Genomic DNA, 16,097 nt, shown 5'->3' on the forward strand with positions numbered 1-16,097 from the left:
CGTAACGACATGTTTTCTGGTCCGTCGATCCTGCCGCGGAGCCAGACCCACCACCCGCGCTCCCGGTGGGCGGGGCTCGGCCCGCCCACCGGGAGACATCAGCCTGCGGCGGTGAGGGTGAGGACCACCGGGCCGCCGGGAAGCGTGCGGCTGTCCGAGCGATCCGGCATGTTCCACGCGGTGCTGTTCCGGGCGGCGTCGCTCAGCTCGAAGCCCACCGTGTACGCCCCGGCGGGCAGATCCTGCCACCACGGAAGGTAGAGCCACGCGGTAATCGTCCCGTCGGGGGCCTGGCTGCTACCCCCACCCGACTGGGACACCACCTCGCCGTTGGCGTCGTACACGTAGACGCTCACGCTGGTGATCGGTGCGACCTTCACATCGGCGTCGATGGTGAGCTTGATCGAGGTCTGCCCCACCTCGCTCACCGGCAGCGAGGACGGGTCGAGGCTGGCGCTGCGAGCCGTCGGCGGCTCGGTGCTCGGCACCCGCGTGATCGTCAGATCCGGATCCGGCGCGCCGTACATGCTTCCGTAGAGCGCGACGTTGCCGGCACCGTCGACCACCGCCAAGCCCTCGACCTCACACTGCGCGGTCTGCTGATACACCATGACCTTCACGGCGACACGACCGTCCGCCCTGGTGGTCGGGAGACCCCACTGCTGGCAGCCGCCGACGAGATCGAGCTGCACTGTCGACAGACCCTTGCGGGTGTCGGTCACGACCATGGTGATGTCGGTCATCACCGAGTCACGCCAGTTGTCCACCGGGTTCGGTTCGATCGCGAAGTCGCCGGCCCGTACCGTCGAGTTCGTCGTCGTGGTGACGGACGGCGCGGTCGGGTTCTTGTAGGTGGTCGTCCCGCCGGCGTTGTTGCGCAGCACCAACGCGGCAACCCGCCAGTTGCCGGTGGCGGCGTCCGCGGGCACGGTCACGTCGATCACGCACGGCATGTAGATGCCGTCCTGCTGGCCGCCGGTGACCCGGCCGCATCGCAGCCCGGTGCTGTACTCGTCCCGCTCCCACGTGAAGGCGGTGGTGACGCTCGCGCCGCCCGGACCGGCCAGCCGGATGGTGCCCTTCCAGAAGCCGGACTGCCCGTCCTGCACGGTGAAGTCGTAGGTCACAGTGGCCGCGCCGTTCCCCACGTAGAAGTAGGGACGGCGCACCGGGGAGCTCAGCGAGATGGAGTCGGCGCTCGGCCCCGACGAGTCGATCAGCGTCCGGGCCGTGAATTGGTAGCCGAACGCCTGGAGGCGGGTGCCCGAGACCGTGGTGGTGGTGCCCTGGGAACCGATGGTGACCTTCGTGACCTCCCAGATCGCGGTGTCCGCGTCGGAGTAGGCCCGCACCGGAAGGTCGAAGGAGTATGTGGACTCCTGCGGCGTGCCCGACTCGTACACACCGTCACCGCAGCAGGTCTCCTGGTACGCGTAGCGCGCGACCAGGTCGTGACCGACCAGTTCACCGGTGACGGTGCTGCGCATGCGCATGGTCACGGTGCCGAAGATGGAGCCGGCCTCCGGGTCGGTGTTGGTGACCGTCCAGGTGAGCTTGTTGCTGGCGTAGTTGCCGGTGGCGTCGACCGTGTCGTTGGCGAAGGCGAGGGCGGTGAGCTTGAGTCGCGGGGCCGCGGCGTGGGCGGCAGTGGCACCGAACATGGTTGCGGCGACCATGACGACGAGCGTCAACGCACCGCGGAGTAGTCGGTGCGCGGAAGTGGCAGACATGGACCATTTCTTATCAGCGTCCGGCGGCTCGGGTTGTCCCGTTCACGCGCAGGTCGGCATCGATTTCGCCACAGCCCACCTCGGAGCCGGTCGGATGACGTCGTCCCCTGACGGATGTCGGTGCGCTGGCCTAGGGTCGGGCGCATGAGCGAGTTCGACGCGGCGACCGCCGCTGTCCAAGCCGCCCTCGACGCGGGCGCCCGGTACGCCGACGCCCGGGTCATGCACCGCCGCTACGAGTCGATGTCGGCACGCAACGGCGACATCGAGGAGCTGAGCCAGGACGAGAGCATCGGGCTGGGCGTACGCGCGCTCGTCGGATCGGGGTGGGGCTTCCATGCCGTACCCGATCTGTCCGACGCCGCGGCCCGCGACGCCGGTCGGCGCGCCGCGGCGATCGCCACCGCGAGCGCGCGCGTTCCCGGCCCGCCGATCGACCTGGCGCCGGTGGAGGCGACGGTGGCGAGCTGGGCCTCGGACTGCGCGGTCGACCCGCTCGGGGTGCCGCTGTCGGACAAGGGCGACCTGCTGGTCCGGGCCACGGCGACGATGCGTGAGCACGGCGCCGACCTGGCCGAGGGGCTCTACCAGATCTGGGACACCTCGAAGTGGTTCGTCTCCAGCGAGGGCCACCGGATCGACCAGCGCATCCGGGAGTGCGGCGGCGGCATCTCGGCCACCTCGATCGGTGACGGCGAGACCCAGCGGCGGTCCTACCCGAGCTACCGCGGGCAGTACGGCACCACCGGCTGGGAACTGGTCACCTCGCTCGACCTGGGCGCGCACGCCGCTCGGATCGCCGAGGAGTCCCGCGAGCTGCTCACCGCGCCGCTCTGCCCGGCCGGCGAGACCGATCTGATCCTCGGCGGCGAGCAGCTCGCGTTGCAGATCCACGAGTCGGTCGGGCACGCCATCGAGCTGGACCGCATCCTCGGCTGGGAGGCGGCGTTCGCCGGCACCTCCTGGCTCGACCTGGCCCGCCTCGGCTCGCTGCGCTACGGCTCCGAGCTGATGAACGTGACGATCGACCCGACCATCCCGGGCGCGCTGGGCAGCTTCGGCTTCGACGACGAGGGCTCCCCGGCGGTCGCCCGGGACGCGGTCCGCGAGGGGCGGTGGGTCGGGGTGCTCGCCGGCCGGGACTCGGCCGCCGTCGCGGGCCTGGACTACGGCGGGAGCGTACGGGCCGACGGCTGGGCCCGGCTGCCGATGGTGCGGATGACGAACGTGGGCCTGGAACCCGGCCCGCATACGCTCGACGAGATCATCGCGGCCACCGACGACGGGGTGCTCATGGACATCAACCGGTCCTGGTCGATCGACGACAAGCGGCTCAACTTCCAGTTCGGCTGCGAGGTCGGCTGGGAGGTGCGCAACGGCCGCCGGGGCGGATGCTGCGCAACCCCACCTACACCGGCATCGGGCCGGTCTTCTGGCGCTCGATGGACATGCTCTCCTCGGAGACGGTCGCCTGGGGCACGCCCAACTGCGGCAAGGGGCAGCCCGGCCAGGTCGGGCACACCGGCCACCCGGCCGCGCCGGCCCGGTTCCGCGGCGTCCGGGTGGGGGTGCGGGCATGAGCGAGCGCAGCGAGCGAATCGGCAGGCTCAGGGCGACGGTGCCTCATGACGGCACGGAGCGAAGCGGAGTGCCGGCATGAGCGAGCGCAGCGAGCGAATCGGCAGGCTCAGGGCGACGGTGCCTCATGACGGCACGGAGCGAAGCGGAGTGCCGGCATGAGCGCCGAGCTGGAGATCGCCGCCGGGGTGGTGGACCTGGTCCGGCACACCGCCGGTCCGGCCGCCGAGGCCGAGGTGCTGGTGACCCGCTCCGACCTGGCGCTGACCCGGTTCGCCAACTCGTTCATCCATCAGAACGTTTCCGAGACCGGCGTCGCCGTACACCTGCGGTTGCATGTGGACGGGCGGACCGCGACCGGCAGCGGCAGCCGGGTCGACGCCGACGGGCTGGCCGCCCTGGTCGATCGGACCCGGGCGGCGGCCCGGCTCGCGCCGCCCGACCCGGCCTGGCCGGGGCTCACCACGCCGACGCCCGTGCCGTCGGGCCCGTCCGTCGACGAGGCGACCGCGTTCGCCTCCCCTGACGAGCGGGCCGAGCGGGTACGCGCGTTCGTGGACGCGGTCGAGGGCCTGGAGGCGGCCGGCTACTGCCGCACCGCGTACCGGTCCGGGGCGTTCGCCAACTCGGCCGGGCACACGGCTGTGGGCCGGGCGGCCGAGGCGGCGATGGACGGCATCGCGCGCGCCGGCGGCGCCGACGGGGTGGCGCGGCTCTGTGCGGACCGGCTGGCCGATCTCGACGGCGCGGCGCTCGGCGCCCGTGCGGCGGCCAAGGCACTCGCGGCGGCCGACCCGGTCGAGCTGCCGCCCGGGCACTACGAGGTGGCGCTGGAACCGGCTGCCGTCGCCGACCTGTTGCAGAACCTGGCCTGGTACGGCTTCAACGGCAAGCGGTACGCCGAACGGCAGTCCTTCGCCGAGCCGGGCACCGCACAGTTCGACCCTTCGGTGACGCTGGTGGACGACCCGCTGCACGCCAGCACGCTGCCGTTCGACCTGGAGGGCACGCCCCGCCGGGCGTTGCCGCTGGTCGAGGGCGGCACCACAGGCGCGGTGGCGTACGACAGGCGCGGCGGCGCCGAGGCGGGCGCCGGGTCCACCGGCCACGGCATGCCGGGCAGCGCGACGTTCGGCCCGATCCCGCACAACATCCGCCTGCTGGCCGCCGGTGTCGACGCCGGTGTGGAGTCGGCCGCCGGGCCGTTGAGCGCGGGCGTGACCGGGGCGGTGGGCGACCCGGACACCGCCGCGCTGGTGGCCGGGATGCGGCGCGGGCTGCTGGTCAGCGACTTCTGGTACACGCGGGTGCTGGACCCGAAGCAACTGGTGGTCACCGGGCTGACCCGCAACGGCGTGTGGCTGGTCGAGGACGGTGTGCCGACCCGGGCGGTGCGCGACTTCCGGTTCACCGAGTCGTACCCGCGGGCGCTCGGGCCGGGCCGGGTGCTCGGCCTGGGCCGGACGGCGGTCCGCCAGCCCGACCGCGTGGACGGTTCCTGGTACGAGACGCCCGCGCTGCGGCTGTCCTCCTGGCACTTCACCGGCGGCGCGTCCGGGTGACCGGGTGCGCCGCCGGGCGCACCGGGTCACCGGCCGGCGCACCGTTCGACCGAGCCACCATATTGATCATGATTCGACTCTTTCCAAGCTGCGGGACACACGGGACACTGCGTTGCGCGGCCGGGGCCGTGAAGATCGGCGTAACGTGTGTCACTTAGCCGCACCGGTTCGCCGGTGTGGCCTCGCGCGTGCGCAGGACGTGACAGTGACGTCAGGGAGATGACTCGAATGACAACTACGTCGGCCAGGACGCCGAGACCGCAGCCGCGGGGAGGGCGGGCACGCGCCGCCATCGCGGCGAAGACGTTGCGGACCGACAGATGGTGGTTCGCCCCGCTGATCACCGTGGTGGGGCTCAGCGCGTGGGTCATCTACGCGACGGTCCGGGTCTTCATGCACAAGTGGTACTGGGTGGAGCAGTACCACTACCTGACGCCGTTCTACTCCCCCTGCGTCACCGACCGCTGTGTCGAGGGCTCCTCGCACTTCGGCCAGTTCCTGCCCGGCTGGTGGATCATCCCGGACGCGGCGCTCACCCTGCCGTTCCTGCTGCTGTTCCGCCTGACCTGCTACTACTACCGCAAGGCGTACTACCGGTCGTTCTGGCTGTCGCCGCCGGCGTGCGCGGTGCCGGACGGGCACCAGTCGTACAGCGGCGAGACGCGGTTCCCGCTGCTCGGGCAGAACCTGCACCGCTACTTCTTCTACGCCGCCGCGATCATCTCGCTGATCAACACCTGGGACGCGATCCTCGCCTTCCACTCCCCCGAGGGCTTCGGCTTCGGCCTGGGCAACATCATCCTGCTGGTCAACGTGGTGATGCTGTGGGCGTACACGATCTCCTGCCACTCCTGCCGGCACATCATCGGCGGGCGGCTCAAGCACTTCTCCAAGCACCCGATGCGCTACAAGGCGTGGACCGGGGTGTCCTGGTTGAACGTCCGGCACATGCAGCTCGCCTGGATCACCCTGGGCACCCTGGCGCTCACCGACTTCTACGTGATGGCGGTCGCCGCCCGCTGGATCAACGACCTGCGGTTCATCAACTGAGAGCCTGGACATGACTGAGACGCGAATCGAACGACACCACTACGACGTCGTCGTGATCGGGGCCGGTGGTGCCGGCCTGCGCGCGGCGATCGAGGCCCGGCTGGCCGGCAAGAAGACCGCGATCATCTCGAAGTCGCTGTTCGGCAAGGCGCACACGGTGATGGCCGAGGGCGGCGCCGCCGCCGCGATGGGCAACGTGAACTCGCGCGACAACTGGCAGGTGCACTTCCGGGACACCATGCGCGGCGGCAAGTTCCTCAACAACTTCCGGATGGCCGAGCTGCACGCCAAGGAGGCGCCGCAGCGGATCTGGGAGCTGGAGACGTACGGCGCGCTGTTCGACCGCACCAAGGACGGCAAGATCTCGCAGCGCAACTTCGGCGGCCACGAGTACCCGCGCCTGGCGCACGTCGGCGACCGTACCGGCCTGGAGCTGATCCGCACGCTCCAGCAGAAGATCGTCTCGCTCCAACAGGAGGACAAGCAGGAGTTCGGCAGCTACGACGCGCGGATCCGGGTGTTCTCCGAAACCACGATCACCGAGCTGCTGCTCGACGGCGACCGCGTGGCCGGGGCGTTCGGGTACTACCGCGAGTCCGGCGAGTTCGTCCTGTTCGAGGCGCCTGCGGTGGTGCTGGCCACCGGCGGCGTCGGACGCTCCTACAAGGTCACCTCGAACTCCTGGGAGTACACCGGCGACGGCCACGCGCTGGCGCTGCGCGCCGGCGCCACGCTGATCAACATGGAGTTCCTCCAGTTCCACCCGACCGGCATGGTCTGGCCGCCCTCGGTGAAGGGCATCCTGGTCACCGAGTCGGTACGCGGCGACGGCGGGGTGCTGAAGAACTCCGAGGGTAAGCGGTTCATGTTCGACTACGTCCCGGACGTGTTCCGCAAGCAGTACGCGGAGACCGAGGAGGAGGCGGACCGCTGGTACACCGACCCGGACAACAACCGGCGCCCGCCGGAGCTGCTGCCCCGCGACGAGGTCGCCCGCGCCATCAACAGCGAGGTCAAGGAAGGCCGGGGTACGCCGGCCGGCGGCGTCTACCTGGACATCGCCTCCCGTAAGTCGGCCGAGGAGATCCGCCGCCGCCTCCCGTCGATGTACCACCAGTTCAAGGAGCTGGCCGACGTCGACATCACCAAGGAGCCGATGGAGGTCGGCCCGACCTGTCACTACGTGATGGGCGGCGTCGAGGTGGACCCGGACTCCGGCGCGGCGTACGGCACGGTGCGCGGGCTCTACGCCGCCGGTGAGGTGTCCGGCGGCATGCACGGCTCCAACCGGCTCGGCGGCAACTCCCTGTCCGACCTGCTGGTCTTCGGCAAGCGCGCGGGCGGGCACGCCGCCACGTACACCGACCAGCTCACCACCCGCCCGGCGGTGTCGGTGGCGGCGGTGGAGGCCGCTGTGGAGACGGCGCTGGCGCCGTTGCAGCGGGACACCGGCGAGAGCCCGTACCAGCTCCAGCAGGACCTCCAGGTCGTGATGGGAGATCTGGTCGGAATCATTCGCCGGCAGAACGAGCTTGAAGACGCCATGCGCAGGCTGGCCGAGCTGCGGGAGCGGGTGGCGAAGGTGAGCGCGGCCGGTGGCCGGCGCTACAACCCGGGCTGGCACCTGGCGCTGGACCTGCGCAACATGCTCGTGGTCTCGGAGTGCACCGCGATGGCGGCGCTGGAGCGGCAGGAGTCGCGCGGCGGGCACACCCGGGAGGACTACCCGGCGATGGACCCGAAGTGGCGGAGCGTCAACCTGGTCTGCTCGCTGGACGGCGACACGGTCCGGCTCACCCACAAGCCGCTGCCGAACATGCGCCCGGAGCTGATCGGGCTGTTCGACCGGGCCGAGCTGGCCAAGTACCTGACCGACGAGGAACTCGCCGAGTTCGACGCCCTCACCGAGGAGGCGAACAACTGATGGGAAGTAAGCGCCAGTTCCGCATCTGGCGGGGCGACGAGGCCGGCGGCGACCTGAAGGACTACACGGTCGAGGTGAACGAGGGCGAGGTGGTCCTCGACGTGATCCACCGGCTCCAGGCCACCGAGGCGCCGGACCTGGCGTGCCGGTGGAACTGCAAGGCCGGCAAGTGCGGCTCCTGCTCGATGGAGATCAACGGCAAGCCGCGGCTGGGCTGCATGACCCGGATGTCGACGTTCGAGGAGTCCGAGACCGTCACGGTCACCCCGCTGCGCACCTTCCCGGTGATCCGGGATCTGGTCACCGACGTCTCGTTCAACTACGAGAAGGCCCGGGAGACCCCGGCGTTCGCGCCTCCGGCCGACGTGGCACCCGGCGACTACCGGATGGAGCAGGTCGACGTCGAGCGCTCGCAGGAGTTCCGCAAGTGCATCGAGTGCTTCCTGTGCCAGAACGTCTGCCACGTGATCCGCGACCACGACGAGAACAAGCCGGCGTTCTCCGGTCCCCGGTACTTCATCCGGGCGGCCGAGCTGGACATGCACCCGCTCGACGCGCGCACCGACCGCCGGGAGTACGCGCAGTCGGACATGGGGCTCGGTTTCTGCAACATCACCAAGTGCTGCACCGAGGTCTGCCCCGAGCACATCAAGATCACCGATAACGGGATCATCCCCATGAAGGAACGGGTCGTCGACCGCAGGTACGATCCCCTTGTGTGGCTCGGTAACAAGATCTTCCGGAGGGGTCAGGTGCCTCAGACCAGCGCGACCAGCGGGCATTCCAGCGGTGCCGTCACGTCCGGAGGGACGCACGGCGGGGCGCACGCGCACGGCGGCGGTTCGCACGCCGGCGGGGTGCACTCGCACGCGGGAGGCTCGCACGACAGCGCCGCCGAGCGTCAGGCCCAGCAGGGCGTCAACTGGCACCGCGAGGTGCCGCACCCGACCGCCCCGGCGGTGGACGCCAACGGCAAGCTGCCGCTGACCGAGCTGACCTTCAACAAGGCCGCCGCGCCGTCGCCGTTCGGCGACGACGTGACGTTCCCGCTGCCGCCGGAGCACCTCAACTTCGCTCACCCGCAGCAGGACGAGCCGAAGCACTGAACAGCAGCGCGACGATGACGGGGGCCGGCGGCACGAGCCGCGGGCCCTCGTCCCGTTTCCGCCCGGACGCCCGGTTCGCCGGGCGGACCGGCCCGCGCCGCGCTCGCTCAGGGGGCGTCGAGCCGCGACCGCAGCGCGGCCACGATCGGCACGTCGGCCGGCAGCCAGTCGACGCTGTCCAGCTCGGCGGCGGAGAGCCAGCGCAGCTCGGCGTGTTCCAGGGCCTTCGGCTCGTCGCCGTGCAGCAGGCGGGCGGCATAGACGCGCAGCACGGACCGGCCGTGCGCCATCCGTACGTCCCGGCCGACACGCGCGCCGACCGCCACCCGTACGCCCAGTTCCTCGGCACACTCCCGGGCCAGCGCGTCGGTCTCGGTCTCGCCCGGCTCGACCTTTCCGCCCGGGAACTCCCAGCGCCCCGCCACCTCGGGGGGCGCGGAGCGCTCGCATGCCAGCACCCGGCCGCCCTCGATGATCGCCGCCCCGACGACCACCCTCGGCTCCCGCCGGTCGGCCTGCCCGCTTCCGCTAACCCGTTCGGTCCGCACGGGCCACCAGCGTGCCAGATCAATCGGCGGTTTGGGTAGCTGCGGCGGCCGTCAGGTCAGCAGAACACGGAAGTGTGGGCGTGGACACACCATCTGAGCGGCGAGAGACTAGAGGGCGTCGACTGGGACACGGGATGGCGACGATTTGGCCACAAGCCGGCAACGACGCCTGGGAGGTGCGGTGATGCGCGTGCTGTTCAGCGGCCGGGCGAAGCACGACTACCTCAGCGACGCGCTAGCCCTGCTGTCCGGATGGACGCGCGAGGGCGAACAGATCCGCCGCACGATCGTCCTCGACGACACCCAGCACGCCGCGCTCACCGAGCGGGTGGCGGTGGTCGCCGACGCGCTGCGGCTGCGCCCCGAGATCAGCCGCCGGGCCGGACGTACGCAGATCAGGCTCGGGCACGGCGACGGCGAGCCACTCACCGAGGGCGAGGTGCTGCTCGCGGCGCGCATCGAGGACGCGGTCCGCGCGGTCACCGAGCCCTGAGCCGCTGGCGCGCCCCGCCTACCCTCGGGTGCATGTCTGGCCCCACGTACGACCGCAAGGAACAGTTCCAGCAGATCCAGAGCGGGTTGCTGCCCGGTGAGCAGATCATCGCCGTCTACGACGCGGTCGGCACCGGCACCGGATTCATCGGCCTGACCGACCGGCGGGTGATCATCCAGGACCGCTCCTTCGTCGGCAAGCGGTACGCGATCACCAGCATCCCGTACTCGAAGATCACCAGCGTGAGCGTGGTGAGCAACAAGTCCTGGGGTGGCTCGTTCTTCTCCACCGGATCGATCGCGGTGCACGTCGGCACGCACACCTACGAGGTCGAGTTCCGGGGCGCGCAGAAGAGCCACCACGTGCACAACGTGATCCTGCACCACATCTCCTGACCCGCCTGGCACAATCGCCGCCATGCGGGGGCTGAGGGCGCGATGGCGGGCCTGGGGCGACCGTCGGCGGGCCGTACGGCTGCTCCGCCGGCTCCTGGTGCTCGCCACCGTCGCCGTGATGCTACTGGGCACCGCCACGGTCGCCAGTGTGAGCTGGGTCCGCGCCGCCGCCGAGGGCCGCCTGTTCGACGCCGCGGACGCCCCGGAGACGCCGGTGGCCCTGGTGCTGGGCACCAAGGTGGAGCCGGACGGCACGCCGGCGTCGTTTCTGGCCGGCCGGCTGGAGATCGCCCGCCGGTTGTACGCCGCCGGCAAGGTCCAGGTGCTCCTGCTCTCCGGCGACAACATGGACCGGGACTACGACGAGCCGGGCGCGATGCGGCGCTGGCTCGTCGACAGAGGCGTCCCGGCGGAGAAGACGGTGCTGGACCACGCCGGGTTCGACACGTACGACTCGTGCGTGCGCGCGCACCGCGTCTTCGGGGTCCGTCGGGCCACTGTGGTCACCCAGTCGTTCCACCTGCCGCGCGCGGTGGCGCTCTGCCGCGACGCCGGCATCGACGCCGTCGGCGTCGGCGACGACACCGCCCGCCGGCACGCCGGCCAGTCGCGGATCAGCTCCACCCGGGAGTACGGCGCGTGCGTGAAGGCCGCCGTGGACGTGCTCACCGGGCGTGACCCGGTCCACCTCGGCCGCCGGGAGACCGGAGTGGACGACGCGCTGCGGGCGTAAACCGGTTGTCCCCCGGCACCGCTGCTGGTCTGCTGAACCCCTCGAAGCCGACCGGAGGGAGCACCGCCATGCCGAACGCTGCGAAGCCCAGCCGACCCGTTGTCACCTCATCCGAAACGAGGCTTCGTCTTGTCGTACCCCATTCCGGCGGAGGTCACTGACCTCTCGCCGCGTCGCGTCCCTTCCGCCCGGCGGGAGGGCGCGTGATGTCCGTCTTCGACGATCCCGGCCTGTTCGGCCGGCTCTGGGCCGCCACCTACGACGGCCCCGGCAATCCCGACCCGGCTCCGGCCGTCGACTTCCTCGCGCCGCTGGCCGAGGGCGGCCCGGTGCTCGAACTGGCGGTAGGCACCGGCCGGGTGGCCCTGCCGCTGGCCGCCCGCGGCCTCGCCGTCGAGGGCGTCGAGGCGTCCCCGGAGATGGTGGCGCACCTGCGCGCCAAGCCGGGCGGCGCGGACATGAACGTCACCATCGGCGACATGGCGGACGTCCCGGTCGCCGGGCCGTACCGTCTGGTCTTCCTGGTCTTCAACACGCTGTTCAACCTGGTCTCGGAGGAGCGCCAGGCGGCGTGCTTCCGCAACGTCGCCCGGGTGCTCGCGCCCGGCGGGGCGTTCGTCATCGAGACCTTCGTGCCCGACCCGGCGGACTTCGACCGGGACGAGCAGGTCCAGGTGCGGGAGGTGACCGAGGATTCGGCCACCATCCGCGTGCACCGGTACGACCGGGCGGCGCAGACGTTCGTCCGGCAGACCGTCACGTTCGACGCCTCCGGCGTGCACCTCAAGCCGTTCGCCATGCGGTACGCCTGGCCGGAGCAGATCGACGAGCTGGCGGAGCGGGCCGGGCTGCGGCTCACCGAGCGGTACGCCGACTGGGACCGGACGCCGTTCGACGAGGAAAGTCGTTCGCACATCTCCGTCTACCGGCGGCGGTAGCGCTCACGCCGAGGGGCCGGGCATCCCGTCCCGGCCCCTCGGCCGCGCGCCTACGCTGACGACCGCCGGGTCCGGACAGGAGGGGCCGATGACCGTCACCGTCGCCGCCATGGACGACTCGCACGCCGGCGCCGTGCTGGAGATCTACCGCCTCGGCATCGCGGAGGGGAACGCCACGTTCGAGACCGAGCCGCCGGACTGGGCGCGCTTCGCCGCCACCCGGCTGCCCGGCCACCGCTGGGTGGCGCTCGACGAGGCGGGTGCGGTGCTCGGCTGGGTGGCCTGCTCGGCGGTGTCGGACCGCTGCGTCTACGCCGGCGTGGTGGAGCACTCCGTCTACGTGCACCCGCAGGCGCGCGGGCGCGGCGTCGGCCGGTTGCTGCTGGACGCGCTGATCGCCTCCACCGAGGCGGCCGGGATCTGGACCATCCAGTCCGGTGTGTTCCCGGAGAACACCGCCAGCCTCGCGCTGCACGCCACGTGCGGCTTCCGGGTGGTCGGCACCCGCGAGCGGGTGGGCCGCCACCACGGCACCTGGCGGGACGTCACCTTGATCGAACGCCGCAGTCCCCGCATCTGACCCCTTGATCACCCGGTTGGTCAGGCGCCGACCAGGTGACGGCGCACCAGGGCGTCCCGCTCCAGGATCAGGTCGACCATCTGCCAGAACTCGGCGAGCCGGGGATGGGTCAGGCCCTCCTCGCGGCTGAGCTTGCGGCCGAAGATCGGGCTGTTCCCGGCGACCTCACCACCGTTGACGAGCGTCGCGGCCGGCTCCGGCGAGCCGGCCACCGGCCCGACCCGGCAGCCGAAGGTGACGTGGTCGTCGAAGTCGTCGCGGCCCCAGCTGCCCAGGATCGCGTCGATCCAGACCTCGTGCACGCCGTCGTGGTGGTAGCAGCTCGCGAAGTAGACGGCTGCCGTCGCGTCGTCGGTGCGGATGTCGGCCCAGGTCCGCTCCGCGGCGGCGTCGCAACAGCCGCAGACGAACTCCCGTATCTGGCGCGCACTCTCGTCGATCCTCAGTGTCACGGCGCGAACCCTAGCGAGGCGCGAGCGGCCGCGCGTACCCGGGGCTTGACGTCCCGATGGCCCGCATCCTCGACGTCGCCCGGATGCACACCATCGCCTGGCTCGGCCAGCTGGCCTGGCCGTGGGGCATCATGGCCCTCTCGCTCGGCGTCAACTACATCGCCTGCGCGATCGTCGCCGCCGCCTCGATCGGCCAGGTGTTCCCGTTCGCGCTGGGCATGGGCGTCACCAGGCGCACCTTCTACCTCGCCACCGTGCTGGTCAACGTGGTGCAGGCGGTCGTCTACGGCGTCCTGCTCTACCTGCTCAACCGGATCGAGGGCCACCGGCGGTTCGGGATCGAGCTGCGGTTCTTCCGGATCCCGTACATCGACGTCGACAACGGACTGTTGCAGATCGCCGTCTACGCGGTGCCGATCCTGTTCCTGAACTTCCTCTGTGTCCTCGTCGCCGTCTGGTACGTCCGGTTCGGCATGAACGGCCTGCTCGGCGCCGGTGCGGCGCTGATCCTGGTGACTGGCCTGCTCGTCGCGCTGATCACCTGGCAGGGCTGGTTCGGCGACATCTGGGAGTGGCTGAGCAGCCAGCACCAGATCAGCCTGCTGGTGGGATGGCCCGCCCTGATCGCCGCGGTGGCTGCGCTCGGAGGCATGGCGGCCATCCGCCGGGCGAACGCCTGACGGTACGCAGACAGCGACCGCCGGTCCGCGAGAACGCGGGCCGGCGGTCGTTCGTGCGATGGTTGCCGGCTTCTCAGCGCCTGGTCTCGTACCTGGTCAGGAGCACGCCGCCAGGGAACGTCCGGGTCTCCACAAGGGCCAGGTTCACCCAGTTGTCGAGGGTCGCGAAGAACGGCTTACCGCCACCCACCAGGACCGGATGGGTGACGAGCACGTACTCGTCGATCAGCCCGCCCCGCATGGCCGCCGCGGCGAGTGTGGCGCCGCCGATGTCCATGACGCCACCTTCCTCGGCCTTGAGCCGGGTGATCTCGGTGACCGCGTCGCCGGTGACCAGGCGGGTGTTCCAGTCGACCAGTCCGGTCATCGAGGAGAACACCACCTTCGGCATGTCCCGCCAGCGGCGGGCGTACTCGGCCTGGGCCGGTGTGACGTCCGGCTGCTGATCGGCGGTCGGCCAGTGGGAGCTCATCGCCTCCCACAGTCGCCGCCCGTACAGCGCCGTGCCGGTCGCCGCCACCCGGTCGGACCACCACTGGAACCACTCGCCGCTCGGCACACCCCAGCCGAGATCGTCGCCGGGCGCGGCGACATAGCCGTCCAGGCTCACGTTCATGCCGAAGGTCAGTTTGCGCATCGTGCCAGCCTCCCGTGGGTCGGTCCTCGGGGTACAGACCAGCACGGCGTCGGGAAGACATCGGTCAGGCCACACCGAGGGCCGGCCCACTGTCTCGGGCTCGCTTCGCGGGTAGCGCCAGTCGGCCAACTCGGGGATGATCATCCTCATGTCGGAGCAGGATCTGGCCGGAACCTGGCGGCGCATCATCCGAGGGGACAGCAAGTCCTGGGTCGTGTTCGCCCACGGCACCTGCGTGGTGCTACCAGATCCCGGACCCGGCGTTGACCTCGCCGCTCAGGCCGTCGACATCCTGCGCGAGTACGGGCCCGTCCACGCCGGCTCGCCTGCCGGAGACTTCGGCACCATCACCCTCGATCCCGGTCCCGGATGGGTGGTCTACGGCCACCACAACGACGTGCTGACCTACGTGGGGCCCGACGAGATCTCCGACAGCACCGACCTCGCCATTGGTCTGTACGGACGCCGCAAGCGAGACCAGGACGGCCATGAGCTCGACGTCGTACACGTCGAGGACAAGCGGCCCCGGTGAACCAGGGCCGTGCTTCCGCCGTCAGACGTTGAAGCGGAACTCCACCACGTCGCCGTCCTGCATGACGTACTCCTTGCCCTCGATCCGGACCTTGCCGGCGGCCTTGGCCGCCGCCATCGATCCGGCCTCGACCAGGTCGTTGTAGGAGACCACCTCGGCCTTGATGAAGCCGCGCTGGAAGTCGCTGTGGATCACCCCGGCGGCCTCCGGCGCGGTCGCGCCGACCGGGACGGTCCAGGCCCGCGCCTCCTTGGGGCCGGCCGTCAGGTACGTCTGGAGCCCGAGCGTCCGGAAGCCCACCCGGACGAGCTGGTCCAGGCCGGGCTCGGACTGCCCGATCGACTCCAGCAGCTCGCGGGCCTCGTCCTCGGGCAGGTCCACCAGCTCGGACTCGATCTTGGCGTCCATGAAGACCGCCTCGGCGGGCGCGACCAGGCCGCGCAGCTCGTCGAGGAACTCGGCGTTACCCAGCTCGGCCTCGTCGACGTTGAAGACGTAGAGGAACGGCTTGGTGGTGAGCAGGTGCAGCTCACGCAGGTGTTCCAGCTCGACCTTCGCGGCGGCGGCGCCCGCGTACAGGGTGACGCCGTTGTCGAGGACCTCGACCGCCTTCTTGGCTGCCTCGACCGCGGCGGCCCGGTCCTTGCGGAGCTTGGCCTCCTTCTCCAGCCGGGGCAGCGCCTTCTCCAGCGTCTGGATGTCGGCCAGGATCAGCTCGGTGTTGATCGTCTCGATGTCGTCGGCCGGGGAGACCTTGCCGTCGACGTGTACCACGTTCGGGTCGGAGAAGGCGCGCACCACCTGGCAGATCGCCGAAGCGTCCCGGATGTTGGCGAGGAACGCGTTGCCCCGGCCCTGCCCCTTGGAGGCGCCCCGGACCAGGCCGGCGATGTCGACGAAGGAGACCGGCGCCGGCAGCACCTTCTGCGAGGAGAAGATCTCGGCGAGCTTGGCCAGCCGATCGTCGGGCAGCCCGACCACGCCGACGTTCGGCTCGATGGTGGCGAACGGGTAGTTCGCGGCGAGCACGTCGTTCTTGGTCAGCGCGTTGAACAGGGTGCTCTTGCCCACGTTGGGCAGGCCGACGATGCCGATGGTGAGACTCACGACGAATCAGCTTACGCGGTTCGCCGCCGTCGCCGGGCAGGCAGGTCCGCGA

At 70.9% G+C, this 16,097-nt stretch carries 16 protein-coding genes and 1 pseudogene; 12 read left to right on the top strand and 5 right to left on the bottom strand.

The features are described 5' to 3' along the window. Positions 1-98: 98 nt before the first annotated feature. Positions 99-1,730 (bottom strand): hypothetical protein, encoded by a 1,632-nt coding sequence (locus KSK32_RS06805; protein WP_216929581.1) that lies wholly within the window; start codon positions 1,728-1,730, stop codon positions 99-101. 144 nt (positions 1,731-1,874) lie between these two features. Here KSK32_RS06805 and KSK32_RS06810 point away from each other — a divergent pair. The 5 genes and pseudogenes from KSK32_RS06810 to KSK32_RS06830 all read left to right on the top strand — a co-directional run bounded on the left by KSK32_RS06810 (position 1,875) and on the right by KSK32_RS06830 (position 8,950). Further along, positions 1,875-3,310: pseudogene (locus KSK32_RS06810) on the top strand (TldD/PmbA family protein). Between the two features lie 156 nt (positions 3,311-3,466). Beyond that, positions 3,467-4,870: a TldD/PmbA family protein gene (locus KSK32_RS06815; RefSeq protein WP_216929583.1), complete on the top strand. Its 1,404-nt coding sequence runs from the start codon at positions 3,467-3,469 to the stop codon at positions 4,868-4,870. 228 nt (positions 4,871-5,098) lie between these two features. Then, positions 5,099-5,920, top strand: a complete 822-nt coding sequence (locus tag KSK32_RS06820) for a hypothetical protein (protein ID WP_216929585.1) — start codon at positions 5,099-5,101, stop codon at positions 5,918-5,920. Positions 5,921-5,930: 10 nt separating this feature from the next. Then, entirely contained in the window at positions 5,931-7,844 is a 1,914-nt protein-coding gene (locus tag KSK32_RS06825; protein WP_216929586.1) for a fumarate reductase/succinate dehydrogenase flavoprotein subunit, read from the top strand. Further along, positions 7,844-8,950, top strand: a complete 1,107-nt coding sequence (locus KSK32_RS06830; protein ID WP_216929588.1) for a succinate dehydrogenase/fumarate reductase iron-sulfur subunit — start codon at positions 7,844-7,846, stop codon at positions 8,948-8,950. Before KSK32_RS06825 ends, KSK32_RS06830 begins: the two co-directional genes overlap by 1 nt. A 107-nt stretch (positions 8,951-9,057) precedes the next feature. On the opposite strand, the gene KSK32_RS06835 is transcribed toward KSK32_RS06830, so the two are convergent. After that, positions 9,058-9,498 carry a (deoxy)nucleoside triphosphate pyrophosphohydrolase gene (locus KSK32_RS06835; RefSeq protein ID WP_216929590.1) on the bottom strand — a complete coding sequence of 147 codons (441 nt, stop codon included), beginning with the start codon at positions 9,496-9,498 and terminating at the stop codon, positions 9,058-9,060. Positions 9,499-9,682: 184 nt separating this feature from the next. Between KSK32_RS06835 and KSK32_RS06840 the strand changes: the two genes are divergently transcribed. The 5 genes from KSK32_RS06840 (at position 9,683) to KSK32_RS06860 (ending at position 12,637) form a co-directional block, all read left to right on the top strand. Then, on the top strand, positions 9,683-9,991 hold the full coding sequence (locus tag KSK32_RS06840) for a 4a-hydroxytetrahydrobiopterin dehydratase (RefSeq protein WP_216929592.1): 309 nt from the start codon (positions 9,683-9,685) through the stop codon (positions 9,989-9,991). A 32-nt stretch (positions 9,992-10,023) separates the two neighbouring features. Continuing rightward, positions 10,024-10,386 carry a PH domain-containing protein gene (locus KSK32_RS06845; protein WP_013288454.1) on the top strand — a complete coding sequence of 121 codons (363 nt, stop codon included), beginning with the start codon at positions 10,024-10,026 and terminating at the stop codon, positions 10,384-10,386. Positions 10,387-10,408: 22 nt separating this feature from the next. Further along, on the top strand, positions 10,409-11,119 hold the full coding sequence (locus KSK32_RS06850; RefSeq protein ID WP_216929594.1) for a vancomycin high temperature exclusion protein: 711 nt from the start codon (positions 10,409-10,411) through the stop codon (positions 11,117-11,119). Between the two features lie 206 nt (positions 11,120-11,325). Further along, a complete protein-coding gene (locus tag KSK32_RS06855; RefSeq protein ID WP_216929596.1) occupies positions 11,326-12,057 on the top strand; it encodes a class I SAM-dependent methyltransferase in 732 nt (243 codons plus the stop codon). A gap of 88 nt (positions 12,058-12,145) precedes the next feature. Continuing rightward, positions 12,146-12,637 (top strand): GNAT family N-acetyltransferase, encoded by a 492-nt coding sequence (locus KSK32_RS06860; protein WP_216929597.1) that lies wholly within the window; start codon positions 12,146-12,148, stop codon positions 12,635-12,637. A gap of 20 nt (positions 12,638-12,657) precedes the next feature. Here the strand turns inward: KSK32_RS06860 and KSK32_RS06865 are convergent, their stop codons facing one another. Then, a complete protein-coding gene (locus tag KSK32_RS06865; RefSeq protein WP_216929600.1) occupies positions 12,658-13,089 on the bottom strand; it encodes a hypothetical protein in 432 nt (143 codons plus the stop codon). A 56-nt stretch (positions 13,090-13,145) separates the two neighbouring features. Here KSK32_RS06865 and KSK32_RS06870 point away from each other — a divergent pair, with 56 nt between their 5' ends. Beyond that, positions 13,146-13,769 carry an ABC transporter permease gene (locus tag KSK32_RS06870; protein WP_216929602.1) on the top strand — a complete coding sequence of 208 codons (624 nt, stop codon included), beginning with the start codon at positions 13,146-13,148 and terminating at the stop codon, positions 13,767-13,769. A gap of 73 nt (positions 13,770-13,842) precedes the next feature. Here the strand turns inward: KSK32_RS06870 and KSK32_RS06875 are convergent, their stop codons facing one another. Continuing rightward, positions 13,843-14,406, bottom strand: a complete 564-nt coding sequence (locus tag KSK32_RS06875; protein WP_216929604.1) for a dihydrofolate reductase family protein — start codon at positions 14,404-14,406, stop codon at positions 13,843-13,845. 148 nt (positions 14,407-14,554) lie between these two features. Here KSK32_RS06875 and KSK32_RS06880 point away from each other — a divergent pair, with 148 nt between their 5' ends. Continuing rightward, complete coding sequence (locus KSK32_RS06880) at positions 14,555-14,938, top strand: hypothetical protein (protein WP_216929606.1); 384 nt, start codon at positions 14,555-14,557, stop codon at positions 14,936-14,938. 21 nt (positions 14,939-14,959) lie between these two features. Here the strand turns inward: KSK32_RS06880 and ychF are convergent, their stop codons facing one another. Then, positions 14,960-16,045: a redox-regulated ATPase YchF gene (ychF, locus tag KSK32_RS06885; protein WP_216929613.1), complete on the bottom strand. Its 1,086-nt coding sequence runs from the start codon at positions 16,043-16,045 to the stop codon at positions 14,960-14,962. Between the last annotated feature and the right edge of the window lie 52 nt (positions 16,046-16,097).

Origin of the sequence: Micromonospora sp. WMMB482 (assembly GCF_019038635.1) — a bacterium.
Lineage (GTDB): Bacteria > Actinomycetota > Actinomycetes > Mycobacteriales > Micromonosporaceae > Micromonospora > Micromonospora marina.

Bases quoted from the DNA above. Each gene is read 5' to 3' on its own strand.
- KSK32_RS06805 (WP_216929581.1), bottom strand. From the start codon at position 1,730: ATGTCTGCCACTTCCGCGCACCGACTACTCCGCGGTGCGTTGACGCTC.
- KSK32_RS06815 (WP_216929583.1), top strand. From the start codon at position 3,467: ATGAGCGCCGAGCTGGAGATCGCCGCCGGGGTGGTGGACCTGGTCCGG.
- KSK32_RS06820 (WP_216929585.1), top strand. From the start codon at position 5,099: ATGACAACTACGTCGGCCAGGACGCCGAGACCGCAGCCGCGGGGAGGG.
- KSK32_RS06825 (WP_216929586.1), top strand. From the start codon at position 5,931: ATGACTGAGACGCGAATCGAACGACACCACTACGACGTCGTCGTGATC.
- KSK32_RS06830 (WP_216929588.1), top strand. From the start codon at position 7,844: ATGGGAAGTAAGCGCCAGTTCCGCATCTGGCGGGGCGACGAGGCCGGC.
- KSK32_RS06840 (WP_216929592.1), top strand. From the start codon at position 9,683: ATGCGCGTGCTGTTCAGCGGCCGGGCGAAGCACGACTACCTCAGCGAC.
- KSK32_RS06845 (WP_013288454.1), top strand. From the start codon at position 10,024: ATGTCTGGCCCCACGTACGACCGCAAGGAACAGTTCCAGCAGATCCAG.
- KSK32_RS06850 (WP_216929594.1), top strand. From the start codon at position 10,409: ATGCGGGGGCTGAGGGCGCGATGGCGGGCCTGGGGCGACCGTCGGCGG.
- KSK32_RS06855 (WP_216929596.1), top strand. From the start codon at position 11,326: ATGTCCGTCTTCGACGATCCCGGCCTGTTCGGCCGGCTCTGGGCCGCC.
- KSK32_RS06860 (WP_216929597.1), top strand. From the start codon at position 12,146: ATGACCGTCACCGTCGCCGCCATGGACGACTCGCACGCCGGCGCCGTG.
- KSK32_RS06870 (WP_216929602.1), top strand. From the start codon at position 13,146: ATGGCCCGCATCCTCGACGTCGCCCGGATGCACACCATCGCCTGGCTC.
- KSK32_RS06875 (WP_216929604.1), bottom strand. From the start codon at position 14,406: ATGCGCAAACTGACCTTCGGCATGAACGTGAGCCTGGACGGCTATGTC.
- KSK32_RS06880 (WP_216929606.1), top strand. From the start codon at position 14,555: ATGTCGGAGCAGGATCTGGCCGGAACCTGGCGGCGCATCATCCGAGGG.